The organism is Thermoanaerobacterium sp. PSU-2, assembly GCF_002102475.1.
In the GTDB taxonomy this organism is placed as follows: Bacteria; Bacillota; Thermoanaerobacteria; order Thermoanaerobacterales; family Thermoanaerobacteraceae; genus Thermoanaerobacterium.
In genome coordinates this window covers 21,030-47,609 of sequence record NZ_MSQD01000003.1, presented here as the reverse complement: position 1 = coordinate 47,609, position 26,580 = coordinate 21,030, and the positions used below count along the sequence as shown (strand labels likewise).

The window sequence follows — 26,580 nt, the reverse complement described above, 5'->3', positions numbered from 1 at the left end:
TTGGATTGACATTAATAAAACGATGTGTTAAATTATAAAAAAAGAAATACACAAATTCATATCTATTTACTATGAATTAAAGGAGGATAAGATGATTTTCAATGATGATTTAGTAAAAACATTAAAAGATGGTGGATTCATTAAACAAAAGCAAAAAGATTACTATTCAATAAGAATAAGAGTAGTCGCAGGTAACATTACTGCAGAACAGATGAGAAAAGTATCTGAACTTGCTGAAAAATACGGCAGAGGATATGTCACATTTACAGTAAGGCTGGGAATAGAGATTCCTTGGGTTCACTACTCCAAATTACAAGAGGCAAAAGAAGAAGTTGAGAGAATTGGACTTGCAATGGCTGGCTGTGGGCCAAGAGTAAGACCGATTGTAGCCTGCAAAGGTACTGTTTGCCCATATGGATTAATTGATACGCAAGGTTTAGCAAAAAAACTGGACGACGAGTTTTTCCCAACACATGGTTTTCCACATAAATTTAAGATGGGAATTTCAGGTTGCCCTAATAATTGTACGAAACCTCAATTTAATGATATCGGATTTCAAGGGCAGGTAGAGCCTGAACTTAATGAGGATTTATGCACAGGTTGCGGGCTGTGTGCAGACGTCTGTGACGTTAAAGCAATTACGATTAAAGATGGTCTTGCTGTAAGAGATGATGATAAATGTATTTATTGCGGTTCATGCATAAGGGTGTGCCCAATGGATGCATGGAAGAGAAAAAGAAGCGGAGTAGCAGTCTTTGTGGGCGGCAAGTTTGGCAAAAGGTACAACTTTGGATACCATATTGCAGATCTTGTTGATGTAGAAAAAATACCAAACATTATTGAGAAGACAATGAATTTTTACAAAAGCAATGGCATCAGTAAAGAAAGGCTTTATGACACAATAAATAGAATTGGCCTGGAAAATTTCAAAAAAGAAATTTTAGAAGATGAAGATATAAAGTGAGGAGTGTAGCTTATGAATATCAAAGTAAATGGCAATGATCAAAAAATTGACAGAGAGTATACTGTAAAGGAATTGTTAGATGTATTAAATGTTAAAATGAAAGAATATGTAACGGTTCAGCTTAACGATGAAATATTGTCAAGAGATGATTTTGATAAAATAATTGTAAAAGACGGAGATACAGTTGAATTCCTTTATTACATGGGAGGAGGAAGTAGATGAATTTTTCTAATGAACAGTTAGAAAGGTATTCACGTCATATTATATTAAAAGAAGTTGGTGCAAAGGGGCAGCAAAAAATATTAAATTCAAAGGTTTTGATAGTAGGGACAGGTGGCCTTGGAGCGCCAGCAGCTATGTACCTTGCGGCAGCAGGTGTTGGAACAATAGGATTAGTAGATTATGATAAGGTGGATTTGTCAAACCTTCAAAGACAAATAATTCATAGAACTAAGGACATTGGCAAAGATAAAGTTGTATCCGGCAAAGAGACAATCAGCGAGATAAATCCTGATGTAAATGTAATAACATATCATGAGTGGATAAGCTCTAAAAACATAATTGACATCATAAATGATAAAGATTACGACTTTATAATTGATGGTACGGATAATTTCCCGGCAAAATTCTTAATAAATGATGCTTGTGTGCTTATAAAAAAACCTTTTTCACATGCCGGAATAATAAGATTTGAAGGTCAAACAATGACATATGTACCTGGTGAGGGACCGTGCTATAGATGCGTTTTTCAAGATCCGCCGCCGAAGGATGCCGTTCCTACTTGTAGACAGGCAGGAGTGCTTGGAGTCATGGGTGGGATAATTGGTACGATTCAGGCAACAGAAGCATTAAAGTATATACTTGGAGTTGGTGAACTTTTAACAGGCTATTTATTGACATTTGATGCGTTAAAAATGGATTTTAGGAAAATAAAAATATCCAAGAGAAAAAGTTGCCAAGTTTGTGGTAACCATCCTACAATAAAAGAATTGATAGATTATGCAGGGCCGCAGTGTAATCTCAAGGAGGAACACAAATGATAATACTGTCAAGGAACGATTATGAAAAAATATTAAATCATGCAAAAAAAGAAAGTCCTATCGAAGCATGTGGCTTACTTGCAGGAATAGTAAATGGTGAAAAGAAATTTGTTAAGGAAATTCGTTTGTTGACTAATATAGACAGAAGTCCTGAGCACTTCTCAATGGATCCGAAAGAACAATTTGAGGCTTTGAAGCATTTCAGAGAAAACAAACTTACGCTTATCGGGAATTTCCACAGTCATCCCCAATCACCGGCAAGGCCGTCAGAAGAGGACAAAAGACTGGCATTTGATAGTAAACTCAGCTATTTAATATTGTCACTGATGGACAAAGAAAACCCTGTCTTAAAGAGTTTCATAATTGAGGATGGAAATAGCTATGAAGAAGATATTTTAATTGAAGATTAAAAATTTTGGAAAGGAAGTATAATCATGAAAGATATAAAAGCTGACAGTTTTATAGATATAACTGATGTAGTATGCCCTATTACTTTTGTCAAAGCTAAGGTGGCTATAGAAGAATTAGAAGACGGGCAAATCCTTGAAGTAAGAATGAATGAAGGAGAGCCGATTAAGAATGTACCATCCAGCTTTAAAGATGAAGGACATAAGATATTAAATGTTATAAATAATAGAGATGGAACTTATACGATATTTGTTAAAAAGGGAGGCCCTTTGGATGAGGTTTAATACAAAGCTATTACATCTGAATTATGAACCTGATGAAAAGACTGGAGCCTCATTGATGCCTATATATCAATCTACATCATTTAGCCATTCAGCGGAAGAGATGGAGAATATATTTAAAGGCAGCCAATATGGCTTTACATATACGAGAATAAATAACCCAACTATTGAAGCTTTTGAAAGAAGGATTGCATCACTGGAAAGTGGAATAGGGGCAGTTGCATGCTCATCAGGAATGGCTGCTATAACTTTGGCTATTTTAAATATATTAAAGGTTGGTGATGAAATACTATCTAGTTCAGGAATATTTGGTGGGACGTATGAACTGTTTAAAGATTTTGGAAACTTTGGCATTACTGTAAAATTTGCAAAAGATAATTCGATAGACGCTTTTAAAGAATCTATAACTGATAATACAAAATTGATTTATATTGAAACGATTGGAAATCCTAAATTAGATGTTCCTGATATAAAAAGTCTTTCTGTTCTGGCACACGAAAATAAAATTCCTTTAATTGTGGATAATACTGTGACTACTCCATATTTAATTCGACCGATAGAAATGGGGGCAGACATCGTTATACATTCAACATCAAAATTTATAAATGGACACGGAAACTCTATTGGTGGAATTATAGTCGATTCTGGTAAATTTAATTGGAATTTTGATAAGTTTTCGATGCTTAAAAGGTTTGAAAAATATGGGCAATTTGCATATTTAGCAAAGCTTAGAAAGGGCCTCTTTAGAAATATTGGCGCATGTATGTCTCCATTTAATGCGTATCTTAATAATTTGGGTTTAGAGACGCTTGGAATAAGGATGGAAAGGATATGCCATAATGCTTATGAATTAGCTGTTTTTTTAAAAGAATTTGATAAAGTACTATCAGTTAACTATCCGGGGCTTAAAGAAAGCCCATTTCACGATATTGCAAAAAGACAGTTTGGTGATAAATTTGGTGCCATACTGACAATTCGTGTAGGTTCTAAAGAAAGAGCCTATAAAATGATTAACTCTTTAAAGTATGCAACAAATATCACGAATATAGGTGATACACGTACGCTTATAATTCATCCATCATCTACGATTTTTGCTGAAAGCAGTGATGAGGAAAAAAAGTTCATGGGAGTATATGACGATTTAATAAGAATCTGCGTTGGTCTGGAAGATGTAGAAGATTTAAAAGAAGATTTTATGCAATCCATTGAAAGGCTATAATTTTTTATTCGAATTACGAGTATTTAGATGTGTTTACTATTAATTATTTTTGTGAGGTGTTAATATGGATCGATTAGATATGTTGGAATCTCAAAGTATATACATATTAAGAGAAGCTTATAAAAGCTTTGGAAAACTTGGTATGTTGTGGTCGATTGGGAAAGATTCTACAGTGATGTTGTGGCTTGCTAAAAAGGCTTTTTTTGGACATTGCCCGTTTCCTTTTATTCATATAGATACGACGTATAAAATACCTGAAATGATAAGATTTAGAGATAAGATTGCAAAGGAGTATAATCTCGACCTTATCGTCTATACAAACTGGGATGCTATAAATAATGGCATGGGGCCAGAGAAAGGCAGATTAGTTTGCTGTAAGGCACTAAAAACAGATGCATTGCAGCATGTGATAGATAAGTATAAATTTGAAGGACTGATTGTAGGTGTGAGAAGGGATGAAGAAGGTTCGAGATCAAAAGAAAGGATTTTCAGTGAACGAAATAAAGAGTCTGAGTGGAATTACACAAACCAGCCTCCAGAGCTTTGGGATCAGTTTAAGACGGATTTTCCAAAAGGTAATCATATCAGGGTACATCCTATATTAAACTGGACTGAATTAGATATTTGGCAATATATAAAGAGGGAAAACATACCGGTGGTGGATTTGTATTTTGCAAAGAATGGTAAAAGGTACAGAAGTCTTGGATGTGCACAATGTACAGGACAAGTAGATTCAAATGCTGCAACAGTTGATGAAATTATTGAGGAGCTAAAGCACACAAATATAAATGAACGGGCTGGAAGAGCACAGGACAAAGAAGATGCATATGCAATGCAGAAACTGAGGAAAGACGGCTATATGTAAAGGAGGAGAAAAATGGTTGAAAGTAAAGAAATTTTTAGAATAGTAGTTGTAGGCCACGTTGATCACGGAAAGTCCACAGTTATTGGAAGGCTTTTGTACGACACAAAGTCATTGCCGGAGGGGGCCATTGAAAAAGTAAAAAGAATATCAAAAGAAACTGGTAAGCCATTTGAATATGCGTATTTATTAGATGCTTTTGAAGAGGAACAGAAACAAGGCATAACCATCGACACGACGCAAATTCAATTTCATACAAAAAAGAGAGATTACGTAATAATAGATGCACCGGGACATGTAGAATTTTTAAAAAATATGATATCTGGTGCAGCTAACGCAGAAGCTGCGTTACTTGTTATAGACGCCAATGAAGGTGTGAGAGAACAGTCAAAAAGGCATGGGTACATCCTATCATTGCTGGGCATAAAAAAGGTTTATGTTTTGGTTAATAAAATGGACTTAATAGATTATTCGGAAGAAAAATTTTTAGATGTAAAAAGCGATATGGATGTTTTTCTAAAAAGCATTAATGTCTTTCCACAAAAATATATACCCGTATCCGCTTTTTATGGTGAGAATATAGCTTTAAGGTCAGAAAAAATGCCGTGGTATAAAGGTGATACAGTCTTAGATGCTTTAGATATTTTTGAAAAGGATAAAGAGATAATCGATAAACCACTGAGGTTACCTATACAAGATGTTTATAAATTCGACAATAGAAGGATTATTGCCGGTAGGATAGAATCTGGCGTACTTAATGTAGGAGATGAAATAGTAATATATCCAAGCAAAAGAACGTCTAAAATAAAATCTATCGAATACTGGCAAGAAAAAGACAAAACGGCAAAAGTTGAAGCGGGAATGTCAGTCGGAATTACGCTTTTTGATGAGTTTTTCTATAAAAGGGGAGAATTTATAACCCGCAAGGACGATGAGGCTCCACTGGTAGGAGATACGTTTAAGGCGAATATATTCTGGATGGGCGAAAAAAGGCTGACAATGAATAAAAGATATAAACTTAAATTAGTTACACAAGAGACAGAATGTGAAATAGCTGCAATTAATAGAGTAATAGATGCTTCTACGCTTTTTTCCAATGATAACGCAAAAGAAGTAAATACTAATGAAGTCGCTGAAGTTGTGATAAAGACCAAAGATAAAATTTGTTTTGATGAATTTAGAAATAATCATGTAACAGGCAGATTTGTTATTGTAGATGGCTATGATATAAGCGGTGGAGGAATTATAAATGGCTTAGAAATTTTAGGTGTAGCAAATAAATTTGTAAAAGGAAATGTGGAACTTCCGATAACCTGCTTTGATGAATACTATTATTTAATACCATCTAACGAGATAAAAAAAGTAGCTGTTGAAAGAAAACCCTATAAAATAGGTGATGATTTGCCTGTAAATGGAGACACATATTATTACCCTGATAATTTTGATGTCATTGACTTAAATATTGAGCTATCTGCCTTAATAAGGAATGGTAAGTTGATTGATTTAATCAATTTAAATGAGTATAAGTATGAAGGTTATCCTGTATATAGCAGTGATGGATTTTTGGTAAAGGTAAAAAATCAAGATGATTTTATCAATTTTAAAAATGATTTTAAGGAGTCAAAATTTGATTTAGTTGATTTTGCAAACAGGTGGTATGATCCCATGGCTAATAAGCGGATAGTATATAAAGCAGTTTAGATGCCATATAGGAGAGGAGGGTAAAACATGAGATTGAAGTTTTTTGCTTTGTTTATTATTGCGGCAATTGTTATTTCCAGCGCTGGTTGTTCAGATAAATCGAGAAATGGTGAGGTATCAACAGTTAGGATAGGATTGTTTCCAAATATAACACATGCCCAAGGATTGCTTGGTAAAGAAAATGGAGCGTTTCAAAAGGCACTTGGAGAGACAAAGATTGATTGGAAAATATTTAATGCAGGGCCATCTGAAATAGAAGCGTTGTTAGCTGATGAAATTGATATAGGATATATAGGTCCGGGACCAGCGATAAACGGTTTTGCAAAATCAAATGGTGCTATTAAGATAATTGCTGGTGCTGCAAATGGCGGTGAAGTGCTGGTATCAAGAAAAGATCTGAAAATCGATGATGTAAAAGGATTAAGCGGCAAAAAAGTAGCTGTTCCACAGTTTGGAAATACACAAGATCTAACTCTTCGTCATCTTCTTAATGAATATGGATTAAAGGATACAACTAAAGGAGGTACTGTCGAAATAAGGCAGGCAGAGAACCCTGATATTGAGACATTAATGGGGAAAGGAGATATAGATGCAGCGCTGGTGCCTGAACCATGGGGATCTATACTCATAAAAGAGATAAATGCAAATGTAGTGCTTGATTACGATAAAATTTTAAGAGGTGGTGATTATTCAACTACAGTAGTTGTGGTCAGAACACAATTTTTAAAAGAACATCCAGATATTGTTGAAGAGTTCTTAAAGGCACATGTTCAACTGACAGATTATATAAATAAGAACAAGAGTGAAGCCTATACAAGTATCAATAAAGAAATCTATGAATTGACAAAGAAGCCATTGCCCAATGATATACTTAATACGTCTTTCAATAGATTGAAAGTAACAGTTGATCCAGAAAAAAGTTCAATTAATGATTACATTAATCTATCAAAAGAAGCAGGTTTTCTTAAAAATGATGTAAATGTCAATAAAATGATAGATACTAGTTTGCTAAATAAAATTTTAGGGAATATCAAATAGATATTTAAGAGGTGTTTAATTTGAGCCTTGTCATAGAGAATATATCGAAGAGTTTTATGCTAGATTTAAAAACAAATATAGTGTTGGACAATGTGAATCTTTTAATAAATAAAGGAGAATTTATATGCATCATAGGTCCTTCTGGCTGCGGTAAGTCTACACTACTTAATATAATTGCCGGCCTCGAAAGTGCGTCATGCGGTAGAATTATTTTAAATGGTAGTGTAGTAAAGGATGCAGGCATTGATAGAGCAGTTATGTTTCAAGAACCTGCCCTTTTTCCTTGGCTCACAGTGATAGATAATGTAGAATTTGGGATGAAGATGGCGGGCATAAAAAAAGAGGAAAGAAAAAGAAGAGCTATGAAATATTTGAAAATGGTTCATCTTACAAAATTTAAAGACTCATATATTCATCAATTGTCTGGTGGTATGATGCAACGTGTTGCACTTGCAAGAGCATTAGCCATTGATTCTCAGGTGCTCTTAATGGATGAACCATTTTCAGCCCTTGACAGTCAAACTAGGGATATTTTACAGTTGGAATTACAGCGGATTTGGATGGACACAAAAAAGACAATTGTCTTTGTTACACATAATATAGAAGAAGCGGTGGTATTAGCGGATCGCGTTGTCGTAATGTCTACAAATCCAGGAAGAGTTAAAAAAGAATTTAAGATAGAACTTTCTAGGCCAAGAAAACCAGAAAGTCCGGACGTAAATTACTATGTAAGGGAAATAATGGATGAGTTAAGGGAGGAGGTAGAGAAAGTTGCAAAATCTGAATATGACGGCGGCTGGAGTGTTGAAAAGGATTTGTTTCTATCTAATGTTGATAGCAATATGGGAATTGGTCTATAAAATAGGCGTAGATATTTTAAATGTTTGGAAGCCTTACATGTTTCCTTCTCCAATTTCAGTTTTTACATCCATAACAGGCTTATTAAAGGATAATACACTGTTAATTGCAATTTTAGCCAGCCTGAAAAGACTTATCATTGGGTATTTCATATCGGTTGTAATTGGTTCTATAATAGGATTGCTGATGGTTCGCTTTAAATATATAGATGATAATTTCCGTTCATTAATTCTCGGCCTTCAAACTTTACCTAGCATTGCATGGCTGCCTTTTGCAATTCTTTGGTTTGGCCTCAATGAAAGTTCAATTATTTTTGTCATAGCTGTTGGATCTATATTTTCCATTAGCCTTGCTGTAGATTCAGGCATTAAAAATATACATCCGATTTATTTAAAAGCGGCGAAGACAATGGGGGCTAAAGGATATAAATTATATTCAAATGTGATTGTTCCTGCTGCGCTTCCAAATATAGTATCAGGGCTTAAAGAAGCTTGGTCATTTGCTTGGAGAAGCTTGATTTCTGGCGAAATGTTGGTAGCTACAACAGGACTTGGACAGATTCTTATGGTTGGAAGAGAGTTATCTGACATAAGCCAAGTTGTTGCTGTAATGCTTGTAATTTTAAGTTTGGGTTTAGTCATAGACAAATTCGTATTTGGAAGAATAGAAGGCTCAATAAGATATAGATGGGGCCTAAATGTGCGCAAAGCTTTATAAAAGAGGTGAGATATAATGAGCATAGATAAATTAGATCTTGAATTATTAAACAATGAATATAAAGATAAAAGTCCTTTTGAGATTATAAAGTATATTTATGATAAAATTGGTGCATCACGTGTTGTATTAGCTTCAAGTCTTTCAATAGAAGATCAGCTTTTAACAGATATACTATTGAAGATTGATAGTAAGGCAAGGATATTTTTTATCGATACTGGAAGACACTTTCAATCAACATATGATCTGATGGAACGAACAATGAGGAGATATCATTTTAATTACGAAGTGTATACTCCTGAAAGCCAGGACTTAGAGCCACTAATTAGAAAATATGGTCCGAATCTTTTTTACCAAAGCGTTGATCTTAGGAAAAAATGCTGTGAAATTAGAAAAGTAAAACCGCTAAAAAGAGTTCTTGCTACGGTTGATGGATGGATATGTGGCTTAAGAAGAGAACAATCTGTAACTCGTGAGAATATAAATATATTTGAGTGGGACTACGTTCATTCTATATATAAGATAAATCCCATTGCATTTTGGACTGAAGATATGGTTTGGGAATATATAAAAAAAGAAAATATCCCTTACAACAGCCTTTATGATAAAGGCTTCAGAAGTATTGGATGTCAGCCTTGTACAAGGGCTGTAAAGCCTGGAGAAGACGTTAGAAGCGGAAGATGGTGGTGGGAAGATCCAGATAAAAAAGAATGTGGACTTCACATTCAAAATAAAATTGCTGAATAAATGAAAATCAAAAAACTCGTTTAAGCTATGCATTTTAGATGCATAAATTTAAACGAGTTTTTTGATTTTTGATGTATATGCATATAAAACTTCTATGCATTTGATAAAAATTTTAGAAGGAATTTCTATACTTTTATAGAAAATATATATAATATAAATGCAAGTAGTAAGGGAGTTGATTTTAATGGGTAAAAATTTTTTTAACAAAGTAAATATTGATCCAAATAAACATATTTTTGATAGCTCAATTAATGATGAAGAATTAAAATATGAAAAAAAGAAAAACAACTTTTTGATATCAACGCTTTATAATGCTATTACAAGATTTGTTGGATATGAGTCTCTTCTCAAGAAAGGGTACTTTTTTATTTTGTGCAATAAAAATGGATATATAATAAAAATTATCAATAATAATGAGTTGACTAATTATTTTAAAGAGTTAAATTTTAAAGAAGGTAATAGTTTGCGGATTGAAGATTGTGGGGTTAATGCAGTAAATCTTTCTATGAAATATAATAACTTAATTGAATTATACGGTAATGATCATTATTGTCGCCTGTTTAAAGATTGGTATTGTACGGCGATGCCAATTAGGGATGGTTACTATGGTAGAGTAATTGGTTATCTTGATGTTTCACGAATTGGAATTAACAACATTGTTCATCAAAATACACTTCTTAAAAATATAGTTTCTTTTCTTGAAGAAAAAATATCCATTAAAAACGAGAAGATTTCGCAAATATATGTGGGCCTTGATGATATTGACACATTAATTCTATCTTCATTATTGCGCAATGGTGTAAGAAAAGCAGTGCTTGAAGAAATGGGCATTTCAGAAAGAACACTAAGAAGGCGGATTAATAAACTTTATAATTTGTTAAATGTAAATAATGATATTCGATTAATTATAAATGCTATGTATTTAAGGATTATAGACTGTTATGGGGATATACTATAAAATTAATATAATTCTTAAAATATTATATTTAATCGATGACCGAAAAAAGGTTGCAAAGAGACTTTCCATATTTTGAATTAAACTTTATAATACTAATTAACAGTTAGTAACGTTACAAGCTGTTAATAAAAATTTTATAAGGGGGATATTTCAAGATGCTGAAAAAATTAATTTCACTACTTCTTGTTATGCTTATATCAGTTTCTACGTTTAATTGTATATATGCATCAGAAGTTCAAACAGATTCTTCACCCTTTTATGAAGAGAAAGGCCAGGTTATTTTTGACTCTGTTAAATTAACAAATAAAAATGGCCGAATCGAAATTCAGAAAAGCACTAATATGGAGCAATCCCAGAAATTATCGCAGAAATTAGATGATCCAGATATACAAGACATTCTCTCTAAATATATGGGTGAAGGTAAAACACCAGTTGCTATAGGTTGGACAAAAGTTTACTTAAAAGATACAAAAGATCCTAACAATAAAACCGGTGTTGTGCCTATGACAATAGAAGATGTTGGGTAATATTGCAAGTCCAAATGCTGCATCTGGAACTCCAACAGTGAAAGGAAATTTTACATTATACACTTTAGTTGGATATGATAACTATGATCCTACAGCATTATTTGCTGAATCAATAGGGAAATGGAATGGTGGACAGTATGGCAGCAATGGTCCTGCAAATGATAATGACGACTTTATGACTATTACATGGCCAAATGGATATGTTTTGACTTCTTCAACCGTTTTTGGTGATTGTTCTGGACCTTATAAGAAGGACGAAGCCTATTCCAGTGTTGTTTGGGGTTTTGGTGAGGAATCTGGAGAAGTAATATTAGCAAGCAATGGTCGTAATGATAATAGTTCTGGCACACGTAAGTGGGTTAGCAAATATGTTCACACATGGGCAGAGACTGTTCCTTCATTTAATATTTCACTAACTGATGTTGGCATTACATTGACTAATTCCAGTGCATCTTGGCAAATTGCCAGTTCTCTAATATATTAACGGTATATATTGCTTAGATATATAGGAAATAATAGAGGTGATGCTTTGAAAAAGAATAAGAATATTATTAGACTAATTGGTTTATTAGTAGTAGCTATCGTGTTATCAATAATTGTAGGCAAATATTTTTTTGCAAAAACAGTAAATCCTGAAGAATTCTTAAGAGATAAATACTCAAATAAACCCAATTATAGTATCAAAGTGCAAAAGACAAACAAGCATTTTTCAGGTTTTCTCGGACAAGATGGAGAAAATATTTATTTAGATTTGTTTAGAGGTGGAAAATACTTTGGAGGATCAGTAGCATCAATAAAGCAAAGAGATTTGGTATGGGTTTATCAATTTCAGCAATATGAAACTCTTGTTGTTGTTTATGGATATAATCCTGATTTAAATTATCTTTCATATTACCTTGAGATTTCCAGCACTACTACTGAACCCAAAGTAATTAAAAAGGATATATCGAAAGAAAAATACATCCTTGATATATATGTACTTGATACTAAGTATAATGGTACAGCTAATCTTCAACTTGTTAGAAAAAACTAATGAATAATAATGTAGCAAAATCAGAAGAGCAGGATCCCTACATCCTGCTCTTTTATGATGCGTAAAACAGCAACCTTTAAATTTCTTTGTTATTATATAAAGACTTTTTTTATCTTAATAAAATAAAATTATTGGCTTATCTTTGGTGCCGAAGGTGGGACTCGAACCCACACGGTATCGCTACCACTGGATTTTGAGTCCAGCGCGTCTGCCAGTTTCACCACTTCGGCACGTCACATTAGATATATTATCATATAAAAACTAAAATTTCAATACCTAATTTAAAAATGTTGATTATTTTGTTAAGACAGGATAATATATATGTATCGAATACATGTGTGGAGTGAATTTTATGGGCAATGAAATAAATGATAGCAAGGAAAAGGCAGTATTAGTGGGAGTAATTATAAATGATGATGATAATGAAAGCATGGACGAATTAAAAGAGCTGGCAGAGACAGCCGGTGCAGAAGTTGTAGGTGTAATGACACAATCAAGAACGAACATAGATAGGACAAGTTATATAGGTAAAGGCAAGCTTATGGAATTAAAAGAATTCATTGAAAATAATGATGTTAGTATGATAATTGTTAATGATGAGCTTACGGGTATCCAGATTAAAAATATCGAAGATGTTGTGAATAAAAAAGTAATCGATAGGACAGGTCTTATTCTAGACATTTTTGCGAAAAGAGCAAAGTCGGCAGAGGGTATACTTCAAGTTGAACTTGCTCAATTGAAGTACAGATTGCCGAGACTTCAAGGAATCGGAAATGATTTATCGAGGTTAGGTGGTGGTATAGGGACAAGAGGTCCCGGTGAGACAAAACTTGAGACAGATAGGCGACATATTAAGGAGCGAATAAGAGCGATCGAAGCAAAAATAGATGATTTAAGAAGACACAGAGAGCTTTTAAGAGGGAGAAGGAGAAAAAATGAAGTTCCTGTTGTAGCCATAATAGGATACACAAATGCTGGCAAATCTACATTGATGAATGTACTTACAAATGCTTCAGTCTATGCTGAAGATAAGCTTTTTGCTACGCTTGATCCAACAGCAAGGAAACTTGTTTTGCCATCTGGGCGAGAAATTGTTTTGATTGATACAGTTGGATTTATAAGAAAACTTCCACATGATTTAGTGGAAGCTTTTAAGTCTACATTGGAGGAGCTAAAATATGCAGATGTTTTACTTCATGTTATAGATATATCTGCAAAAGATGTAATGCATAAAATCGGTGTAGTTGAGGGTGTTCTTAAAGATCTTGATGTCATTAATAAGCCTAAGATAAATGTTTACAACAAATCCGATCTTTTGGATAAGGTGCCTGAAAACAAAGGTGATAGTGTATATATTTCTGCTAAAGAAAGAATTGGGATTGATGAATTGTTAAAGGCGGTTGACAGATTTGCATACAGTGATTTGTTTATTTTAGATTTCTATTTTTCTTACGCAAATAGTAATGAATACTTGTTTTTGAAGAAAAACTCTAAAATTTTAAAAGAGGAGTATGATGAAAAAGGAATCAAGATAAAAGCACAAGTAAGTGCGATGGAGAGAAATGTGTTGAAAGATTTTATTGTCTCTTGATAGCGTTATATTCAGCACTTTCTTGTGCTTTTACATTTTTTACAATCTGAACTATGTTTTTGTATGCTTTTGTCACTCCATATGATACAAGAGGTCTTCCTATTACAGGCATTTTCAAAGCTATGGACGTGAAACCACCTATTTTCATTATCCAGTTTGTAGCAGATGATGTATCAATAATAAGCAAACCATCATTTGTATTGAATAAATGATAATATAGATCTTTTAAAGCTGGCTCCACGAGTTTTTTTCCATTTTTTACGCCTAAAGAATATACGTTGTTGCCATATTCATCTGTACCTATTAAGACTATATGACCTGTATCATTTTGACCATTTAATCTGTCAAACATAGGAATTCCTTCAATTTCTGATTTTGAAGGAATTTTATCTGTTGGCAGCATCCCAATATGGATGTAAGAAGCTATAACCGATGTATGAGTTCCTCCGTAACAGTGGTATATAATATGCATTCAAATCGCTCCTTTCAAATATATTTTTGATTGAATCTATATTAATTATTCTAAGACTTTTAACCATTTTTAGAAACGAAGATAAATTTATACATAATTTTCTTTTATTGTGGAAATAATAAAATAAAATTAAAAATAAAATTTTAGAAGGAATTTAAGAGTTTATAAAGAATATTATATAATAAGCAAATATTGTGATTAAATCACAATAAATATAAAAAGCTTAGGGGGCTTATATATGTTAATAAGAGAATGCTCTGGTGGAGTTGTATTTAGGGGAGATGAGGTATTTCTCCTAAAGAATGAAAAAAATGAGTGGGTATTGCCTAAAGGCGCAATTAGAAACAATGAACTGTCTGTTGATGCAGCATTAAGGAGAGTACGGGCTGAAACCGGCTTAAAATCTTTGAATGTCCTGTCTACTGCTGGTGAAACTAGTTACGAATTCTATTCTGTTACACGTCAACGTCCTGTCTACAATAAAATCACATGGTATTTAATGTCTACAGATGATCGAGAATTCAATATTAGCAGTGAAGATGGCTTTTCAGACGGCGGCTTTTACCCAATTGAGAAGGCTTTGGAACTTATAACTTATAGTCAGGACAGGGCTTTAGTAAACGTTTCTTATTACAAGTACAAATCTTTAAACAAGGTTATTGCATAAAAATAAAAGCCTTATGGCTTTTATTTTTATGCAAAAGTTTGGTATAATTTATTACGAGGTGGTAGTTTGCTCTATACTTATAAAACGATATATAAATATGGATGTAAAGAAGTAGAAATAAAGCGATCGCGGTTTATAGGACACGCAAAACCTGTACAAAACGAAGATGAAGCAATCGAGTTTGTAAATAGTATAAAAAGTGCTCATAGGGATGCTACTCACAATGTGTATGCTTATATTTTAGGAGAAAGGGATGAGGTACAGAGGTATAGCGATGATGGGGAGCCTTCTGGCACAGCCGGCGTACCTGTTTTAAATGTTATAAAGAGTGAAGGATTAAAAAATGTAGCTGTTGTTGTGACAAGGTATTTTGGAGGTATACTGCTTGGTGCTGGTGGCTTAATAAGGGCTTATGTAAAGAGCGCAAAGTTAGGGCTTGAGGCTGCAACTATCGTTGAAAAGATCCTGTTTAAAAGCTTGTACATAACTGTAGATTACACTATATTTGGCACAGTACAAAACGAGTTGTTGAAAAATAATTATATAATTAAAAATATCGAATACACTGACAAGGTTACATTGACTGTGTACGTTAAATATGATGAAAGAGATGATTTTATAAAGCATATTATAAATTTGACAAACGCAAAATCTATCATTAAAGAAGGAAATGATTTATATCTCTATAAAACGGGTGATAAATATTTAGAATAATCATTTTGTACCTTGTATAGAATTTAATAAAATCAATTTGAATTGCCACATATTCTGGGGGTGCATTAAATGAATTATTACAAAGTCTTGATTTCATGTGGTCATTTAGGCAATTCAAAAGAAATAACTGTTACAAGGTACTTTAAAGCTAAAAATATAATAGACGCTTTTGAAAGCGGCAATAGAATGCCGAGAGCCAAAAGAAAACATTCCCATACATCTGTTTTACTTGTCAAACCTATTGATGAAATGTCATATATAAACGGAAAATGCCAAGAGAGGACAAATAAGTATCTAATGATAAGATAATTTGAAAGGTGTGATAAAATGGATTATGTTGAAGAAGCTCTAAAGAGAAAGGTATGGGCTGTTGTAGGTGCTACAGATAGAAAAAATAAGTTTGGGTACAAGATATACAAAAATTTAAAGTTGGAAGGTTATACTGTTTATCCTGTTAACCCTAATTATGAAAGTGTTGATGGTGATAAGTGCTACGAATCATTATCAAAGCTGCCAGTTGTTCCTGAGGTTGTTGATATGGTTGTATCACCTAAAATAGGTGATGCTTTTGTTGAAGAAGCGGCAAAACTCGGTGTGGATATTATTTGGTTTCAGCCGGGAGCTGAAAGCGATGAACTGATTGAAAAAGCTAACAATTTAGGACTTAATGTTGTTTACAATACGTGTGTAATGATGGAGACAGATAGGCGAAAATAATCAAGTTTCGCCTCTGCCATCCCAATTGATGTCATTTGTAACATAATAGTTTTCGCATACTTCCAGTTTAGATCTATTTATTTTAAATTTTTTACTTGATTTTTTTATTTTGCGCTTTTTCATCTTGTTTTTCACCTATCTTTTGCTTTGATATTATTTCGTAAATTCCCATGATAAATAGGAATACCGCAAATAGCCTTTTTAACATGTATGAATTGATGTAAATTGATATATATGAGCCGATAAGACTTCCCACTAAACCGCTTAATATTATATTTAAAATAATATTTAAAACTACATTTTTTTGCTTTAAATGATATAGGAGTGCGATGGTGGCTGTCGGAATGAATGATAACAAATTTACACTTTGAGCCATGTGTTGCTCAATATTTGCAAAAATCGTCAAACTTGGGATTAAAATTGTTCCACCGCCAATACCCATACCTCCAATGATACCAGATAAAAAACCTATTATAAATAATTTCATTGCATTGTATCCCTTTCGAATTTATTTAGTCAATAAAATCCTTATAGACGCAGCAATCATTATTATTCCAAATATTTTTCGCAAATACTTTATAGGTACTTTATTTAAGATAGATGCACCTAAAAGACCGCCTACTACACTGCCCAGTGTAACATTTAAAGTTATCGGCAAGTTGAATATGCCGCTTTTAATGTATATGATAGAGCTAAAAATCGTCAGTGGAAGAATTATTGATATCGCTGTCGCATGTGCTTTATGGTCTTCGATTCCAAGCAAAAAAACCATAAAAGGTACGATGATAGTTCCACCGCCAGCTCCAAATAGTCCATTTAAAACTCCAGTCATAAAGCCAATGAGTATTAATTTTACATATCTTTTCATTTCATCAATATCACCTTAAACTTTTTATTATATTATTCTTGCATAATTGACATAAGATATGTATAGGTTTAAAATTTTTATGTGTTAGTCTTAATGATATGACTGATTTTTTGATGCGATTTTAAATTTACTTATGAGGCTTTTTTTGATAAAATAATTTTGGCACAAAGTAAAGGAGGTTTATTTTTATGTCTGGACATTCAAAATGGGCTAATATAAAGCACAAAAAAGAAAAGATGGATGCGCAGAAAGGGAAAATATTTACAAAACTTACAAAAGACATAATAATGGCGGCGAAAGAAGGCGGTGATCCTGAGACTAACAGCAAATTAAGGGATGCTATAGAAAAAGCGAAAGCTAATAATCTTCCAAACGAGAACATACAGAGGGCTATAAAGAAAGGCACTGGAGAGTTAAGCGGTGGTAATCTGGAGGAAGTCGTTTATGAAGGATATGGACCTGCAGGTTCTGCAATAATAGTAGAGGCTTTGACAGATAACAAGAATAGGACTGCTGGAGATATAAGGCATATATTTGATAGAAGCGGTGGAAGCTTAGGTTCAACTGGATGCGTCGCTTGGATGTTTGACAAAAAAGGCATTATAACGGTGGAAAAGAGTGATAATATCGATGAAGATGAATTGGCAATGGTTGCAATAGATGCAGGAGCTGACGATTTTTCATCTGATGGCGATGAATATGAGATTTTGACGGATCCTTCTAACTTTCAAGCTGTTAAAGATGCAATAAATAAGGCTGGATATGTCGTGTCTTCCGCTGAAATAACGATGATTCCGCAAAACAGGGTAAAACTTTCTGATAGCGATTATGAAAAATTTGAAAAATTCATAGAAAAGTTGGAAGAAAATGATGATGTGCAAGAAGTATATCATAACGTCGATATGCCAGATGATGAGGAGTAGAAGAAATGATTACATTTCTTCTATCTCCTTTTTTTCTTTTTCTGTCAGTATTTTTTCTAAATTTAAGTTTATAATCAGGCGTTCGTCATAGCTTACTACTGATTCTATGTATTCTTTTCCTATTCCTGCTATGATATCTGGTGCTTCTTTTATAGATTCAGGCTCTACGTGCAATACTTCTGTCACAGAGTCAACGATAAATCCAACAGATTTTTCATTGATCTTAATGATTATTATTCTTGTGTCATCGTCGTATTCTGTAAGTTTCATGTTTAGTCTTTTCTTAAGATCTATGATTGGTATTACTATGCCCCTTAGATTGATAATGCCTTCTACAAAGCTTGGCACATCAGGTACTTTTGTTATTGACTGCATACGGATTATCTCTAATACATCCATTATATCTACGCAAAATTCCTCGTCGTTTAATTTGAATATAACAATTTGATTTAGCATATTATATTAATCAACTCCTTTCAAATGATAATATTCGATATAATTTTACAAAATCCTTCAAAAAATTTTAGTATAAAAAATTTTTTATTGGGTATAATTACAAAAAAGTTAAATTGTAATGGTGAAGGTAGGTAATTATTGTATGAAATATTTTATAAGGAAAATTATACCTATTGTATTGATTTTTGTTGCAATTTTTTTAGCAGGATACTTGTATTATATAAGATATTACAATCATTCTTCAAAAATGCCGCAATATACCAATACAAAAGTCAATAGCATTCTTACAAATAGCAGTGTCAGCCCAAATGGAAAATTGATTTTCGAGACGTTATATAAAGGAAATGGAGATATAATAAAGGAAGAACAGAAAATAGGTGTTTCGATTGCTGGCAAAAGCAAAGACGAAATTGCGAAAATTTATAATGGATGGAGTATTAAAAAATTTGACAGTGAAGAAGTGATACTTTACAAAGAAGAAGATGGTTTTCCACCAGGTTATTACATAATTTCCAGCTTGAATGGGTATGTGTCATTATATAAATCAGATGGAAATGGTGGGAAAACCCTTGTGGAAAAGACGGACATTTTGGTAAATAATTTAAATCCAAACGATAAAGAGAGGATTTTAAACAACATTGTTGTGAAAGATGCGGATGAAGCGTACTCAATACTTGCAAATTTAAGCAGCTAAACTCCCGATATTTTAGGGAGTTTTTTCTTGTCTATGTACGATGTAGATGTTAAAATAGTATACGAGGAGGAATTTGATGAGAATTATTGGTATTGATCCTGGAATTGCAATTATGGGCTATGGAATAATTGATGACAATGGCGGAAAATTTAAGGTTTTGGAGTACGGGGCTATTACAACGCCAGTTGGAGCCGAAAAAAGTTTGAGGCTTAAAGATGTGTACGATGGTATAAAGTCTCTGATTGAAAAGTATAGGCCTGATGTGATGGCCATTGAAGAGCTTTTTTTTAACAAGAATGCTAAAACTGTCATAACTATAGGTGAAGCAAGAGGCGTGGCTATTTTAGCTGCAGTAAATTGTGGAATACAAGTGTTTGAATATACTCCATTGCAAGTAAAACAATCTGTAGTAGGTTACGGGAGAGCTGAAAAAAAGCAAGTTCAGAATATGGTAAAGGCAATCTTAAGGTTAGATGAGATACCAAAACCAGATGATGTTGCCGACGCGCTGGCAGTTGCACTTTGCCACAGCAACAGCAATATTTTGAATGCGAAATTGGGGTCATTAAAATGATAGATTACATAAAGGGTCATATTGTTGAAAAAGGCATTGACTACGTTGTTATTGAAACGCTTGGCATAGGTTTTAAAATAATAGTGCCAAGGAGCACTTTAAGTCAGTTGACAAATACAAGTGAGATAATTAAGCTTTATACATACATGCATGTTAAAGAGGATGGATTTCAACTTTATGGATTTTTGACGACAAATGAAGTGGAGATTTTTAAAAAATTGATAGCTGTAAATGGTGTTGGACCTAAAGCAGCAGTTTCAATATTGTCGACAATTTCCATTGAAAGTTTTTATGATGCCATAAGAAACAGCGATTCAAAGGCTATAGAAAAGTCACCAGGCATTGGTAAAAAAACTGCACAGCGGATTATATTGGAGCTTAAAGACAAGTTAACATTTGCTCATGATGTAAAACTTGATGATTTGTCAAATGATGTGGTTGATGCGCTGTTATCACTTGGATATACAAAACAAGAGTCTATAAAAGCATTAGAGGGAGTGGACTGTTCAAATTTAGAGTCTGCTTTAAAAGAGGCATTGAAAAAGCTTATGAAATAAGGTGATAAAATGGAGGAGAGGATTTTAACGCAGAATTTTACGCCGGAAGACGCCTCCGAGTATTCTTTACGGCCAAAAAGATTGTCTGAATACATAGGACAGATGAAGATTAAAGAGGAACTAAAAATTTACATAGAGGCAGCTAAGATGAGAAGTGAACCATTAGACCATGTACTGCTTTTTGGACCACCTGGTCTTGGCAAAACTACACTTGCCAACATTATATCAAATGAGATGGGTGTTGGCATTAGAATAACTTCGGGACCAGCCATAGAAAGAGCAGGAGATTTAGCAGCGATACTTACTAACCTACAAGAAAATGATATTCTTTTTATTGATGAAATACACAGGCTTAATAGAAGTGTGGAAGAAATTTTATATCCAGCTATGGAAGACTTTGAATTAGATATAATAATTGGAAAAGGACCAAGTGCAAGATCGCTGCGGCTCGATTTGCCACATTTTACTCTTATAGGAGCGACGACAAGGGCTGGATTGATGACTTCTCCTCTAAGGGACAGATTTGGTGTAATCATGAGGTTGGAGTTTTATTCTGTTGAGGAATTAAGTGAGATCATAAAAAGGTCATCAGCCATATTGAATATAGGCATCAACGATGAGGCTGCTTATGAGCTGGGTCGCCGTTCCAGGGGAACGCCAAGGATAGCCAATAGGCTTTTAAAGAGAGTGAGAGATTTTGCTCAAGTGAAGGGCAATGGCTTTATTGATTTTCATATAGCAAAAGATGCCCTTGATATGTTAGGGGTAGATGATATGGGACTTGAGTATATAGATAGAAAAATGTTAAAATCTATCATCGAGAAATTTTCTGGAGGGCCTGTCGGCATTGACACTATTGCAGCTTCAATTGGTGAAGAAAGCGATACTATTGAAGATGTTTATGAACCATATTTGATGCAGATTGGATTTTTAAACAGGACTCCAAGGGGTAGGATAGCGACAAAATTGGCTTATGAGTATCTCAATTACAGCTTACCTGAGTGAGGGATCAATATGTTTCAAGAATTTGGAAAAGTGTTGATGGGCATAGGCATAGTGCTTACAATAGTTGGTGTAATATTATTTTTTGGTGGAAAGTTCGGAATTGGACATTTGCCTGGTGATATTGTTTTTAAGAAAGGCAATTTTACTTTTTACTTTCCATTGATGTCGTCAATAATTTTAAGCGTTGTTTTGACTTTGATACTATGGCTTTTTAGAAAATAAACGTAAAGGGGTCATGATTGTGAGGTTTAAAAAGTTTATTTCATTTTTCTTACTTTTTACACTTGTTTTGATGAGTACTGTAAGCTATGTAAACGCCAGTGTAAATATGTCGTCTTTGATAAAAATAGGGCTTTTTTATGCTTCTAATTCGTTGCCGTCTTATTCAATAGTTTCTTCAAGCGGATTCAAAGTAGGCGTAGACGATGGTACTGGCAATGTAAAAGCAATATACAATATTTCATATAACAATGTTCAGGTAATAAAAGATGACAACTTTTACTTGCAAGAAGGCAATTTTCCTGATCAAGCGACGGCGGACGGACAACAAACAAAATTAAGTTCTGACGTTTCAAATTCAGTTGTGGGATATGATGGCAATTATCATATTTACATTGGACCGTATTCAAGCCAGTCTGATGCAAACTCAGCAATGAATAGCCTTAAATCTAAATTTTCGGATGTTAAGTTGGTATCTCCAAACAATCATATATTAATAGTTCAAAATGGAAAATCTGTATTTCTATATACAGCAAGTAATCAGTTTTACCTTATGGATACATCTGGTGATGGGCCAGTATCTATTAATGGAAAAAGATACAGAGGGTACTTTGAATTCATAAGGCAACAAAATAGCGACATGACTGCGATAAACGTTTTGCCACTGGAGGAGTATTTGTATGGCGTTGTTCCTGCAGAAATGCCTGCCTCATGGAATATAGAAGCTTTAAAAGCACAGGCTGTAGCGGCAAGAACTTATGCGGTGTACAATATTGGGAAATACAGCAAATATGGATTTGATTTAACAAATGATGTAAGCTGCCAAGCATACAACGGGTACGATGGAGAAAATCCAAATGCAAATAAGGCTGTTGATGATACAAAAGGAGTAATAGCAATATACAATGGTCAGCCTATAGAAGCCATATTCCATTCACATAGTGGCGGTTATACAGAAGATAGTGAAAATGTCTATACAAATAGCGTTCCCTACTTAAGAGGCGTTGAAGATAAGTATGTCTTCGGGTACAATGAAGCCCTTGACAATTGGACTGTAAGTGTCACTGCCGATTCTGTTGCACAGAAATTAAAAGACAGTGGCATTGATATAGGCAATATCAGAAATATTCAAGTTACCAGCAAGAGTTGGACTGGCAGGGCTATACAGGTAACGATTTATGGAGATAAAGGTAATTATGTTTTAAATAAAAATGATATAAGAAATTTTTTTGGACTTAAAAGCAATATGATAACAATAAGTGGGAATGGCAGTGCTTCAAATAGCAATACTGTTTATATTCAGTCACAACAGGGCGTTGTAAGTAAATCATTGTCTGGCTTAACAGTCATGTCTGCGAGTGGGCAAAAGACTGTTGGCAACAACAATTTGTACATTTTAGGACAAAGCAAAACGGTTAAAATTACCAGCCAAAATGGATCGTCTACTATATTTACTATAAATGGCAGTGGATACGGACATGGCGTTGGGCTGAGCCAATATGGAGCTCGTGGAATGGCAGATCATGGGTATAATTATATAGACATATTAAAATACTACTATAAAGGAATCGATGTTTATGATACAATAAACAATAAGGCTTTATAAAATTTACGCAGAAATTTGGAGGCATTATTATGAATTTGCACGAATTTTACTACGATTTACCTGAAGAGCTTATCGCACAAGAACCTCTTCAAAATCGCGATGAATCAAGATTGATGGTTTTAAATAAAGCTACAGGTGAAATAAAGCATGATATTTTTAAAAATATATTAACCTATTTGAAACCGAATGATGTTCTTGTTTTAAATGATACAAAGGTCATACCGGCAAGATTATACGGCGTTAGAGAGGATACCGGGGGGAAAATAGAATTTGTTCTTTTAAAAAGGCTTGGAATTGATGAGTGGGAAATATTAGTAAAACCAGGGCGGAGAGCTAAAATAGGTTCTAAGTTTATTTTTGGCAATGGAGAACTGAAAGCTTTAATACTATCAGATACAGATGCTGGCGGGAGAATTGTGAGATTTAGCTATGAAGGTGTTTTTGAGGAAGTGCTTGATAAACTAGGGGAGATGCCTATACCGCCATACATAAAGAAAAAATTGAAAGATAAAAACATGTATCAGACAGTGTACGCAAAACATGAAGGTTCTGCTGCAGCTCCTACTGCTGGCCTTCACTTTACAAATGAGCTTTTAGATAAAATAAGAGAATTTGGAGTTAAGACGGTTTTCATAACGCTTCATGTAGGACTGGGCACATTTAGACCTGTCAAAGAGGAAGTAATTGAGAACCATAAGATGCACTCTGAATTTTATATTGTAAATGAAGATGCAGCGGATGCGATTAATGCTGCCAGAAAGGCAGGTGGCAGGATAATATCAGTCGGCACTACATCTACTCGAACTTTAGAGACTGTTGCCGACGATGATGGAATTATTCATGCTGGCAGTGGGTGGACTGACATTTATATTTATCCTGGATATAAGTATAAAGCAATAGATGGCATAATAACAAATTTTCATTTGCCTGAATCAACGCTTATCATGATGATCTCTGCATTTGCTGGAAAGGAGAATGTCATGAATGCCTACAAGACTGCCATAGAAAATAAATATAGATTTTATAGTTTTGGCGATGCTATGCTGATTATTTGATTAGGAGGAAACGATGACGGCTATAAAATACGACTTATTAAAAAGAGAAAAAAATACAAAAGCAAGACTGGGAGTGCTTCACACTCCACATGGGGATATTGAGACGCCTGTTTTTATGCCAGTTGGCACTCAAGCAACTGTGAAGGCCATGACTCCTGAGGAACTTAAAGAAATTGGGGCTAATATAATATTGAGCAATACATATCATTTATATTTAAGGCCGGGACATGAGCTTATTAAAAAAGCTGGCGGATTGCATAAGTTTATGAATTGGGATAGAGCTATACTGACTGACAGCGGTGGATTTCAAGTGTTTAGCTTAGGACCACTTAGGAAAATCACGGAAGAAGGAGTCGAATTTCGTTCACATATAGACGGTTCAAGGCATTTTTTGACGCCAGAAAAAGTGATAGAGATAGAAAATGCATTAGGTGCAGACATTATAATGTCTTTTGACGAGTGTGCGCCATATCCCGCTGATTATGGTTATGTAAAAAATTCTATGGAGCTGACACTAAGATGGGCTAAAAGAGGGAAAGAGGCACATAAAAATACGGACAAGCAAGCGCTTTTTGGCATTGTGCAAGGTGGTACTTACGATGACTTGAGAAAAGAATGTGCCAATAGATTGGTTGATATGGATTTTCCGGGATATTCTATAGGTGGATTAAGCGTTGGCGAAGAAAAACAATTGATGTATCATGTGGTAGATCTAACGACAGATTTTCTTCCTCAAGACAAACCTCGATATCTGATGGGGGTTGGAAGTCCAGATGATTTGATAGAAGGGGTAATAAGAGGAGTCGATATGTTTGATTGTGTTTTGCCTACACGTATAGCGAGAAATGGAACAGTTCTAACCAGCACAGGTAGGCTTATAGTAAGAGATGCTCCACATGCTGAAGAGTTTATTCCATTAGATGCCGAATGTGATTGCTATACATGTAAAAACTTTTCAAGGGCATACATAAGGCACCTTTTTAAAGCTAATGAAATTTTAGCAGCAAGGCTTGCAACAATACATAATTTAAGATTTTTGACAAGACTTATGGAAGGCATTAGAGAGGCAATTAAGCAAGACAAGCTGCTTGAATTTAAATCACAATTTTATAAAAAATACGGGTACAAGGAGGAATAAAATGAACGCTCAAACGATTTATTTAATTGGCGAAATTGTAATTTTTATGGCAATTTTTTACTTTTTATTGATATTGCCACAGCAGAGAAGGGAAAAGAAAGAGAAAGCTATGATTGATGCATTAAAACCTGGTGACGAGATTCTTACAAAAAGCGGTATCTATGGCAAGATATTAAACATAAAAGACGATGCGATTACAATTGAAGTAGGCGCTGATAAAGTCAAATTAAAGATAGCCAAATGGTCTGTAGGAAAAGTATTAAGTTCACAAAGCGAAAACAAATAAAAAGATGCGGGAAACCGCATTTTTTTGCTTTAATAAGATGTAATATTGTCTTTTTTACAAGCATAAAATTTACTGATGAAAAAAGGGAGGTGCTTTAATGAAAAGCAGAACTCAAAATTACAACGACAAGGTATTAAATATACCTGGTATAATAGTTGGATTGCTAATAAGCTATATAATTACGCTTCTATTTTTTATAATTTATGCGTTGGTATTGACATATACACCGCTTTCAGAATTGACGCTTCCTACGCTTACAATGCTTATAACAATAATTGGCATAGTATTATCTGGTGCTATAGCTGCCCGCAATACAAAAAGCAAAGGTTGGTTAAACGGTGGCTTGGCAGGTCTTCTCTATGTTCTCCTTATGCTGTTTTTGGGAGTTTATTTTGTAAAAGAAGCTGGAATAAATGCTGGAATAGCTTTAAAGCTTATTTGGGGAATTGTTTTAGGTGCTATAGGTGGCATGATAGGCATAAATCTATAGCTTTTATTGTCGTGAATTATATGTTATAATCAAAAAGGAAGAGGAGGTATGAAAATGAGACATATTGTAACAATCAACAGAACATCATTGAAAGATAGCCTGAAAAAACCTGGTTGTGGAGAATGTCAGGCATCATGTCAATCTGCTTGCAAGACTTCGTGCACTGTTGCAAATCAGGAGTGCCAAAATTAATTTACA

37 protein-coding genes and 1 tRNA gene are annotated in these 26,580 nt (G+C 34.0%); 33 read left to right on the top strand and 5 right to left on the bottom strand.

Annotated features, from left to right (window positions below; genetic code table 11):
- Positions 1-91: 91 nt before the first annotated feature.
- The 16 genes from BVF91_RS03360 to BVF91_RS03285 all read left to right on the top strand — a co-directional run bounded on the left by BVF91_RS03360 (position 92) and on the right by BVF91_RS03285 (position 12,350).
- Complete coding sequence (locus BVF91_RS03360; RefSeq protein WP_085112090.1) at positions 92-964, top strand: ferredoxin-like domain-containing protein; 873 nt, start codon at positions 92-94, stop codon at positions 962-964.
- 12 nt (positions 965-976) lie between these two features.
- The gene (gene thiS / locus BVF91_RS03355) at positions 977-1,186 is read left to right on the top strand and encodes a sulfur carrier protein ThiS (protein ID WP_013298069.1); all 210 of its coding nucleotides are present in this window, start codon (positions 977-979) and stop codon (positions 1,184-1,186) included.
- Entirely contained in the window at positions 1,183-2,004 is an 822-nt protein-coding gene (locus tag BVF91_RS03350; RefSeq protein WP_085112089.1) for a HesA/MoeB/ThiF family protein, read from the top strand. Before thiS ends, BVF91_RS03350 begins: the two co-directional genes overlap by 4 nt.
- Positions 2,001-2,414: a M67 family metallopeptidase gene (locus BVF91_RS03345; RefSeq protein WP_085112088.1), complete on the top strand. Its 414-nt coding sequence runs from the start codon at positions 2,001-2,003 to the stop codon at positions 2,412-2,414. The genes BVF91_RS03350 and BVF91_RS03345 overlap by 4 nt, the downstream gene beginning before the upstream one ends.
- Before the next feature lie 24 nt (positions 2,415-2,438).
- On the top strand, positions 2,439-2,696 hold the full coding sequence (locus BVF91_RS03340; RefSeq protein ID WP_085112087.1) for a sulfurtransferase TusA family protein: 258 nt from the start codon (positions 2,439-2,441) through the stop codon (positions 2,694-2,696).
- A complete protein-coding gene (locus tag BVF91_RS03335) occupies positions 2,686-3,912 on the top strand; it encodes an O-acetylhomoserine aminocarboxypropyltransferase/cysteine synthase family protein (RefSeq protein ID WP_085112086.1) in 1,227 nt (408 codons plus the stop codon). Before BVF91_RS03340 ends, BVF91_RS03335 begins: the two co-directional genes overlap by 11 nt.
- A 64-nt stretch (positions 3,913-3,976) precedes the next feature.
- A complete protein-coding gene (cysD, locus tag BVF91_RS03330; protein WP_085112085.1) occupies positions 3,977-4,777 on the top strand; it encodes a sulfate adenylyltransferase subunit CysD in 801 nt (266 codons plus the stop codon).
- A 12-nt stretch (positions 4,778-4,789) separates the two neighbouring features.
- Complete coding sequence (locus BVF91_RS03325; protein WP_085112084.1) at positions 4,790-6,475, top strand: sulfate adenylyltransferase subunit 1; 1,686 nt, start codon at positions 4,790-4,792, stop codon at positions 6,473-6,475.
- A gap of 27 nt (positions 6,476-6,502) precedes the next feature.
- Positions 6,503-7,513, top strand: coding sequence for an aliphatic sulfonate ABC transporter substrate-binding protein (locus BVF91_RS03320; RefSeq protein ID WP_085112083.1), 1,011 nt, complete (start codon positions 6,503-6,505; stop codon positions 7,511-7,513).
- Between the two features lie 11 nt (positions 7,514-7,524).
- Positions 7,525-8,373: an ABC transporter ATP-binding protein gene (locus BVF91_RS03315; RefSeq protein ID WP_240495795.1), complete on the top strand. Its 849-nt coding sequence runs from the start codon at positions 7,525-7,527 to the stop codon at positions 8,371-8,373.
- Positions 8,342-9,088, top strand: a complete 747-nt coding sequence (locus BVF91_RS03310; RefSeq protein ID WP_206199008.1) for an ABC transporter permease — start codon at positions 8,342-8,344, stop codon at positions 9,086-9,088. Before BVF91_RS03315 ends, BVF91_RS03310 begins: the two co-directional genes overlap by 32 nt.
- A 15-nt stretch (positions 9,089-9,103) precedes the next feature.
- Entirely contained in the window at positions 9,104-9,832 is a 729-nt protein-coding gene (locus tag BVF91_RS03305) for a phosphoadenylyl-sulfate reductase (RefSeq protein WP_206199007.1), read from the top strand.
- 184 nt (positions 9,833-10,016) lie between these two features.
- Complete coding sequence (locus BVF91_RS03300) at positions 10,017-10,790, top strand: Lrp/AsnC family transcriptional regulator (RefSeq protein ID WP_085112081.1); 774 nt, start codon at positions 10,017-10,019, stop codon at positions 10,788-10,790.
- A gap of 155 nt (positions 10,791-10,945) precedes the next feature.
- On the top strand, positions 10,946-11,317 hold the full coding sequence (locus BVF91_RS03295; RefSeq protein WP_085112080.1) for a hypothetical protein: 372 nt from the start codon (positions 10,946-10,948) through the stop codon (positions 11,315-11,317).
- The gene (locus BVF91_RS03290; RefSeq protein WP_085112079.1) at positions 11,307-11,801 is read left to right on the top strand and encodes a hypothetical protein; all 495 of its coding nucleotides are present in this window, start codon (positions 11,307-11,309) and stop codon (positions 11,799-11,801) included. The genes BVF91_RS03295 and BVF91_RS03290 overlap by 11 nt, the downstream gene beginning before the upstream one ends.
- Before the next feature lie 45 nt (positions 11,802-11,846).
- Positions 11,847-12,350 (top strand): hypothetical protein, encoded by a 504-nt coding sequence (locus BVF91_RS03285; RefSeq protein WP_085112078.1) that lies wholly within the window; start codon positions 11,847-11,849, stop codon positions 12,348-12,350.
- A gap of 143 nt (positions 12,351-12,493) precedes the next feature.
- Here BVF91_RS03285 and BVF91_RS03280 read toward each other — a convergent pair.
- Positions 12,494-12,580, bottom strand: a tRNA-Leu gene (locus BVF91_RS03280).
- 122 nt (positions 12,581-12,702) lie between these two features.
- On the opposite strand from BVF91_RS03280, the gene hflX reads away from it, so the two are divergent.
- The gene (hflX, locus tag BVF91_RS03275; RefSeq protein WP_085112077.1) at positions 12,703-13,941 is read left to right on the top strand and encodes a GTPase HflX; all 1,239 of its coding nucleotides are present in this window, start codon (positions 12,703-12,705) and stop codon (positions 13,939-13,941) included.
- On the opposite strand, the gene BVF91_RS03270 is transcribed toward hflX, so the two are convergent.
- Positions 13,928-14,413, bottom strand: coding sequence for a DUF3189 family protein (locus BVF91_RS03270; RefSeq protein ID WP_085112076.1), 486 nt, complete (start codon positions 14,411-14,413; stop codon positions 13,928-13,930). The two genes, hflX and BVF91_RS03270, sit on opposite strands and share 14 nt — an antisense overlap.
- Positions 14,414-14,651: 238 nt before the next feature.
- Between BVF91_RS03270 and BVF91_RS03265 the strand changes: the two genes are divergently transcribed.
- The 4 genes from BVF91_RS03265 to BVF91_RS03250 all read left to right on the top strand — a co-directional run bounded on the left by BVF91_RS03265 (position 14,652) and on the right by BVF91_RS03250 (position 16,511).
- Entirely contained in the window at positions 14,652-15,080 is a 429-nt protein-coding gene (locus tag BVF91_RS03265) for an NUDIX hydrolase (protein WP_085112075.1), read from the top strand.
- A gap of 66 nt (positions 15,081-15,146) precedes the next feature.
- Complete coding sequence (locus BVF91_RS03260; RefSeq protein ID WP_085112074.1) at positions 15,147-15,794, top strand: YigZ family protein; 648 nt, start codon at positions 15,147-15,149, stop codon at positions 15,792-15,794.
- A gap of 69 nt (positions 15,795-15,863) precedes the next feature.
- The gene (locus tag BVF91_RS03255) at positions 15,864-16,103 is read left to right on the top strand and encodes a hypothetical protein (protein ID WP_013788214.1); all 240 of its coding nucleotides are present in this window, start codon (positions 15,864-15,866) and stop codon (positions 16,101-16,103) included.
- Positions 16,104-16,121: 18 nt separating this feature from the next.
- Complete coding sequence (locus BVF91_RS03250; protein ID WP_085112073.1) at positions 16,122-16,511, top strand: CoA-binding protein; 390 nt, start codon at positions 16,122-16,124, stop codon at positions 16,509-16,511.
- Between the two features lie 91 nt (positions 16,512-16,602).
- On the opposite strand, the gene BVF91_RS03245 is transcribed toward BVF91_RS03250, so the two are convergent.
- The gene (locus BVF91_RS03245; RefSeq protein WP_085112072.1) at positions 16,603-16,998 is read right to left on the bottom strand and encodes a sulfite exporter TauE/SafE family protein; all 396 of its coding nucleotides are present in this window, start codon (positions 16,996-16,998) and stop codon (positions 16,603-16,605) included.
- 21 nt (positions 16,999-17,019) lie between these two features.
- The gene (locus BVF91_RS03240; protein WP_085112071.1) at positions 17,020-17,379 is read right to left on the bottom strand and encodes a sulfite exporter TauE/SafE family protein; all 360 of its coding nucleotides are present in this window, start codon (positions 17,377-17,379) and stop codon (positions 17,020-17,022) included.
- Positions 17,380-17,567: 188 nt separating this feature from the next.
- On the opposite strand from BVF91_RS03240, the gene BVF91_RS03235 reads away from it, so the two are divergent.
- Entirely contained in the window at positions 17,568-18,302 is a 735-nt protein-coding gene (locus BVF91_RS03235) for a YebC/PmpR family DNA-binding transcriptional regulator (protein ID WP_085112070.1), read from the top strand.
- 9 nt (positions 18,303-18,311) lie between these two features.
- Here the strand turns inward: BVF91_RS03235 and BVF91_RS03230 are convergent, their stop codons facing one another.
- Positions 18,312-18,758: a chemotaxis protein CheW gene (locus tag BVF91_RS03230; RefSeq protein ID WP_085112069.1), complete on the bottom strand. Its 447-nt coding sequence runs from the start codon at positions 18,756-18,758 to the stop codon at positions 18,312-18,314.
- A gap of 142 nt (positions 18,759-18,900) precedes the next feature.
- Between BVF91_RS03230 and BVF91_RS03225 the strand changes: the two genes are divergently transcribed.
- The 11 genes from BVF91_RS03225 (at position 18,901) to scfA (ending at position 26,574) form a co-directional block, all read left to right on the top strand.
- On the top strand, positions 18,901-19,452 hold the full coding sequence (locus BVF91_RS03225) for a hypothetical protein (RefSeq protein ID WP_168170178.1): 552 nt from the start codon (positions 18,901-18,903) through the stop codon (positions 19,450-19,452).
- Between the two features lie 76 nt (positions 19,453-19,528).
- Entirely contained in the window at positions 19,529-20,026 is a 498-nt protein-coding gene (gene ruvC / locus BVF91_RS03220; protein WP_085112068.1) for a crossover junction endodeoxyribonuclease RuvC, read from the top strand.
- The gene (gene ruvA, locus BVF91_RS03215; RefSeq protein WP_085112067.1) at positions 20,023-20,583 is read left to right on the top strand and encodes a Holliday junction branch migration protein RuvA; all 561 of its coding nucleotides are present in this window, start codon (positions 20,023-20,025) and stop codon (positions 20,581-20,583) included. The genes ruvC and ruvA overlap by 4 nt, the downstream gene beginning before the upstream one ends.
- A gap of 9 nt (positions 20,584-20,592) precedes the next feature.
- On the top strand, positions 20,593-21,588 hold the full coding sequence (ruvB, locus tag BVF91_RS03210) for a Holliday junction branch migration DNA helicase RuvB (protein ID WP_085112066.1): 996 nt from the start codon (positions 20,593-20,595) through the stop codon (positions 21,586-21,588).
- A gap of 9 nt (positions 21,589-21,597) precedes the next feature.
- Positions 21,598-21,810: a DUF2905 domain-containing protein gene (locus tag BVF91_RS03205; RefSeq protein ID WP_085112065.1), complete on the top strand. Its 213-nt coding sequence runs from the start codon at positions 21,598-21,600 to the stop codon at positions 21,808-21,810.
- 19 nt (positions 21,811-21,829) lie between these two features.
- Positions 21,830-23,413 carry a SpoIID/LytB domain-containing protein gene (locus BVF91_RS03200; RefSeq protein WP_085112064.1) on the top strand — a complete coding sequence of 528 codons (1,584 nt, stop codon included), beginning with the start codon at positions 21,830-21,832 and terminating at the stop codon, positions 23,411-23,413.
- Positions 23,414-23,442: 29 nt separating this feature from the next.
- Positions 23,443-24,468, top strand: a complete 1,026-nt coding sequence (gene queA / locus BVF91_RS03195; RefSeq protein WP_085112063.1) for a tRNA preQ1(34) S-adenosylmethionine ribosyltransferase-isomerase QueA — start codon at positions 23,443-23,445, stop codon at positions 24,466-24,468.
- 13 nt (positions 24,469-24,481) lie between these two features.
- Positions 24,482-25,606: a tRNA guanosine(34) transglycosylase Tgt gene (gene tgt, locus BVF91_RS03190; RefSeq protein WP_085112062.1), complete on the top strand. Its 1,125-nt coding sequence runs from the start codon at positions 24,482-24,484 to the stop codon at positions 25,604-25,606.
- A 1-nt stretch (position 25,607) separates the two neighbouring features.
- On the top strand, positions 25,608-25,892 hold the full coding sequence (gene yajC, locus BVF91_RS03185; RefSeq protein ID WP_013788198.1) for a preprotein translocase subunit YajC: 285 nt from the start codon (positions 25,608-25,610) through the stop codon (positions 25,890-25,892).
- Positions 25,893-25,989: 97 nt separating this feature from the next.
- Complete coding sequence (locus BVF91_RS03180) at positions 25,990-26,382, top strand: TIGR04086 family membrane protein (protein ID WP_085112061.1); 393 nt, start codon at positions 25,990-25,992, stop codon at positions 26,380-26,382.
- 54 nt (positions 26,383-26,436) lie between these two features.
- Positions 26,437-26,574 (top strand): six-cysteine ranthipeptide SCIFF, encoded by a 138-nt coding sequence (scfA, locus tag BVF91_RS03175; RefSeq protein ID WP_013298036.1) that lies wholly within the window; start codon positions 26,437-26,439, stop codon positions 26,572-26,574.
- Positions 26,575-26,580: the final 6 nt, after the last annotated feature.

Excerpts from the sequence above, each read along its gene's own strand:
- BVF91_RS03360 (WP_085112090.1), top strand. The coding sequence starts at position 92 with ATGATTTTCAATGATGATTTAGTAAAAACATTAAAAGATGGTGGATTC.
- thiS (WP_013298069.1), top strand. The coding sequence starts at position 977 with ATGAATATCAAAGTAAATGGCAATGATCAAAAAATTGACAGAGAGTAT.
- BVF91_RS03350 (WP_085112089.1), top strand. The coding sequence starts at position 1,183 with ATGAATTTTTCTAATGAACAGTTAGAAAGGTATTCACGTCATATTATA.
- BVF91_RS03345 (WP_085112088.1), top strand. The coding sequence starts at position 2,001 with ATGATAATACTGTCAAGGAACGATTATGAAAAAATATTAAATCATGCA.
- BVF91_RS03340 (WP_085112087.1), top strand. The coding sequence starts at position 2,439 with ATGAAAGATATAAAAGCTGACAGTTTTATAGATATAACTGATGTAGTA.
- BVF91_RS03335 (WP_085112086.1), top strand. The coding sequence starts at position 2,686 with ATGAGGTTTAATACAAAGCTATTACATCTGAATTATGAACCTGATGAA.
- cysD (WP_085112085.1), top strand. The coding sequence starts at position 3,977 with ATGGATCGATTAGATATGTTGGAATCTCAAAGTATATACATATTAAGA.
- BVF91_RS03325 (WP_085112084.1), top strand. The coding sequence starts at position 4,790 with ATGGTTGAAAGTAAAGAAATTTTTAGAATAGTAGTTGTAGGCCACGTT.
- BVF91_RS03320 (WP_085112083.1), top strand. The coding sequence starts at position 6,503 with ATGAGATTGAAGTTTTTTGCTTTGTTTATTATTGCGGCAATTGTTATT.
- BVF91_RS03310 (WP_206199008.1), top strand. The coding sequence starts at position 8,342 with ATGTTGATAGCAATATGGGAATTGGTCTATAAAATAGGCGTAGATATT.
- BVF91_RS03305 (WP_206199007.1), top strand. The coding sequence starts at position 9,104 with ATGAGCATAGATAAATTAGATCTTGAATTATTAAACAATGAATATAAA.
- BVF91_RS03300 (WP_085112081.1), top strand. The coding sequence starts at position 10,017 with ATGGGTAAAAATTTTTTTAACAAAGTAAATATTGATCCAAATAAACAT.
- BVF91_RS03295 (WP_085112080.1), top strand. The coding sequence starts at position 10,946 with ATGCTGAAAAAATTAATTTCACTACTTCTTGTTATGCTTATATCAGTT.
- BVF91_RS03290 (WP_085112079.1), top strand. The coding sequence starts at position 11,307 with ATGTTGGGTAATATTGCAAGTCCAAATGCTGCATCTGGAACTCCAACA.
- hflX (WP_085112077.1), top strand. The coding sequence starts at position 12,703 with ATGGGCAATGAAATAAATGATAGCAAGGAAAAGGCAGTATTAGTGGGA.
- BVF91_RS03270 (WP_085112076.1), bottom strand. The coding sequence starts at position 14,413 with ATGCATATTATATACCACTGTTACGGAGGAACTCATACATCGGTTATA.
- BVF91_RS03265 (WP_085112075.1), top strand. The coding sequence starts at position 14,652 with ATGTTAATAAGAGAATGCTCTGGTGGAGTTGTATTTAGGGGAGATGAG.
- BVF91_RS03255 (WP_013788214.1), top strand. The coding sequence starts at position 15,864 with ATGAATTATTACAAAGTCTTGATTTCATGTGGTCATTTAGGCAATTCA.
- BVF91_RS03250 (WP_085112073.1), top strand. The coding sequence starts at position 16,122 with ATGGATTATGTTGAAGAAGCTCTAAAGAGAAAGGTATGGGCTGTTGTA.
- BVF91_RS03245 (WP_085112072.1), bottom strand. The coding sequence starts at position 16,998 with ATGAAATTATTTATAATAGGTTTTTTATCTGGTATCATTGGAGGTATG.
- BVF91_RS03240 (WP_085112071.1), bottom strand. The coding sequence starts at position 17,379 with ATGAAAAGATATGTAAAATTAATACTCATTGGCTTTATGACTGGAGTT.
- BVF91_RS03235 (WP_085112070.1), top strand. The coding sequence starts at position 17,568 with ATGTCTGGACATTCAAAATGGGCTAATATAAAGCACAAAAAAGAAAAG.
- BVF91_RS03230 (WP_085112069.1), bottom strand. The coding sequence starts at position 18,758 with ATGCTAAATCAAATTGTTATATTCAAATTAAACGACGAGGAATTTTGC.
- BVF91_RS03225 (WP_168170178.1), top strand. The coding sequence starts at position 18,901 with ATGAAATATTTTATAAGGAAAATTATACCTATTGTATTGATTTTTGTT.
- ruvC (WP_085112068.1), top strand. The coding sequence starts at position 19,529 with ATGAGAATTATTGGTATTGATCCTGGAATTGCAATTATGGGCTATGGA.
- ruvA (WP_085112067.1), top strand. The coding sequence starts at position 20,023 with ATGATAGATTACATAAAGGGTCATATTGTTGAAAAAGGCATTGACTAC.
- ruvB (WP_085112066.1), top strand. The coding sequence starts at position 20,593 with ATGGAGGAGAGGATTTTAACGCAGAATTTTACGCCGGAAGACGCCTCC.
- BVF91_RS03205 (WP_085112065.1), top strand. The coding sequence starts at position 21,598 with ATGTTTCAAGAATTTGGAAAAGTGTTGATGGGCATAGGCATAGTGCTT.
- queA (WP_085112063.1), top strand. The coding sequence starts at position 23,443 with ATGAATTTGCACGAATTTTACTACGATTTACCTGAAGAGCTTATCGCA.
- tgt (WP_085112062.1), top strand. The coding sequence starts at position 24,482 with ATGACGGCTATAAAATACGACTTATTAAAAAGAGAAAAAAATACAAAA.
- yajC (WP_013788198.1), top strand. The coding sequence starts at position 25,608 with ATGAACGCTCAAACGATTTATTTAATTGGCGAAATTGTAATTTTTATG.
- BVF91_RS03180 (WP_085112061.1), top strand. The coding sequence starts at position 25,990 with ATGAAAAGCAGAACTCAAAATTACAACGACAAGGTATTAAATATACCT.
- scfA (WP_013298036.1), top strand. The coding sequence starts at position 26,437 with ATGAGACATATTGTAACAATCAACAGAACATCATTGAAAGATAGCCTG.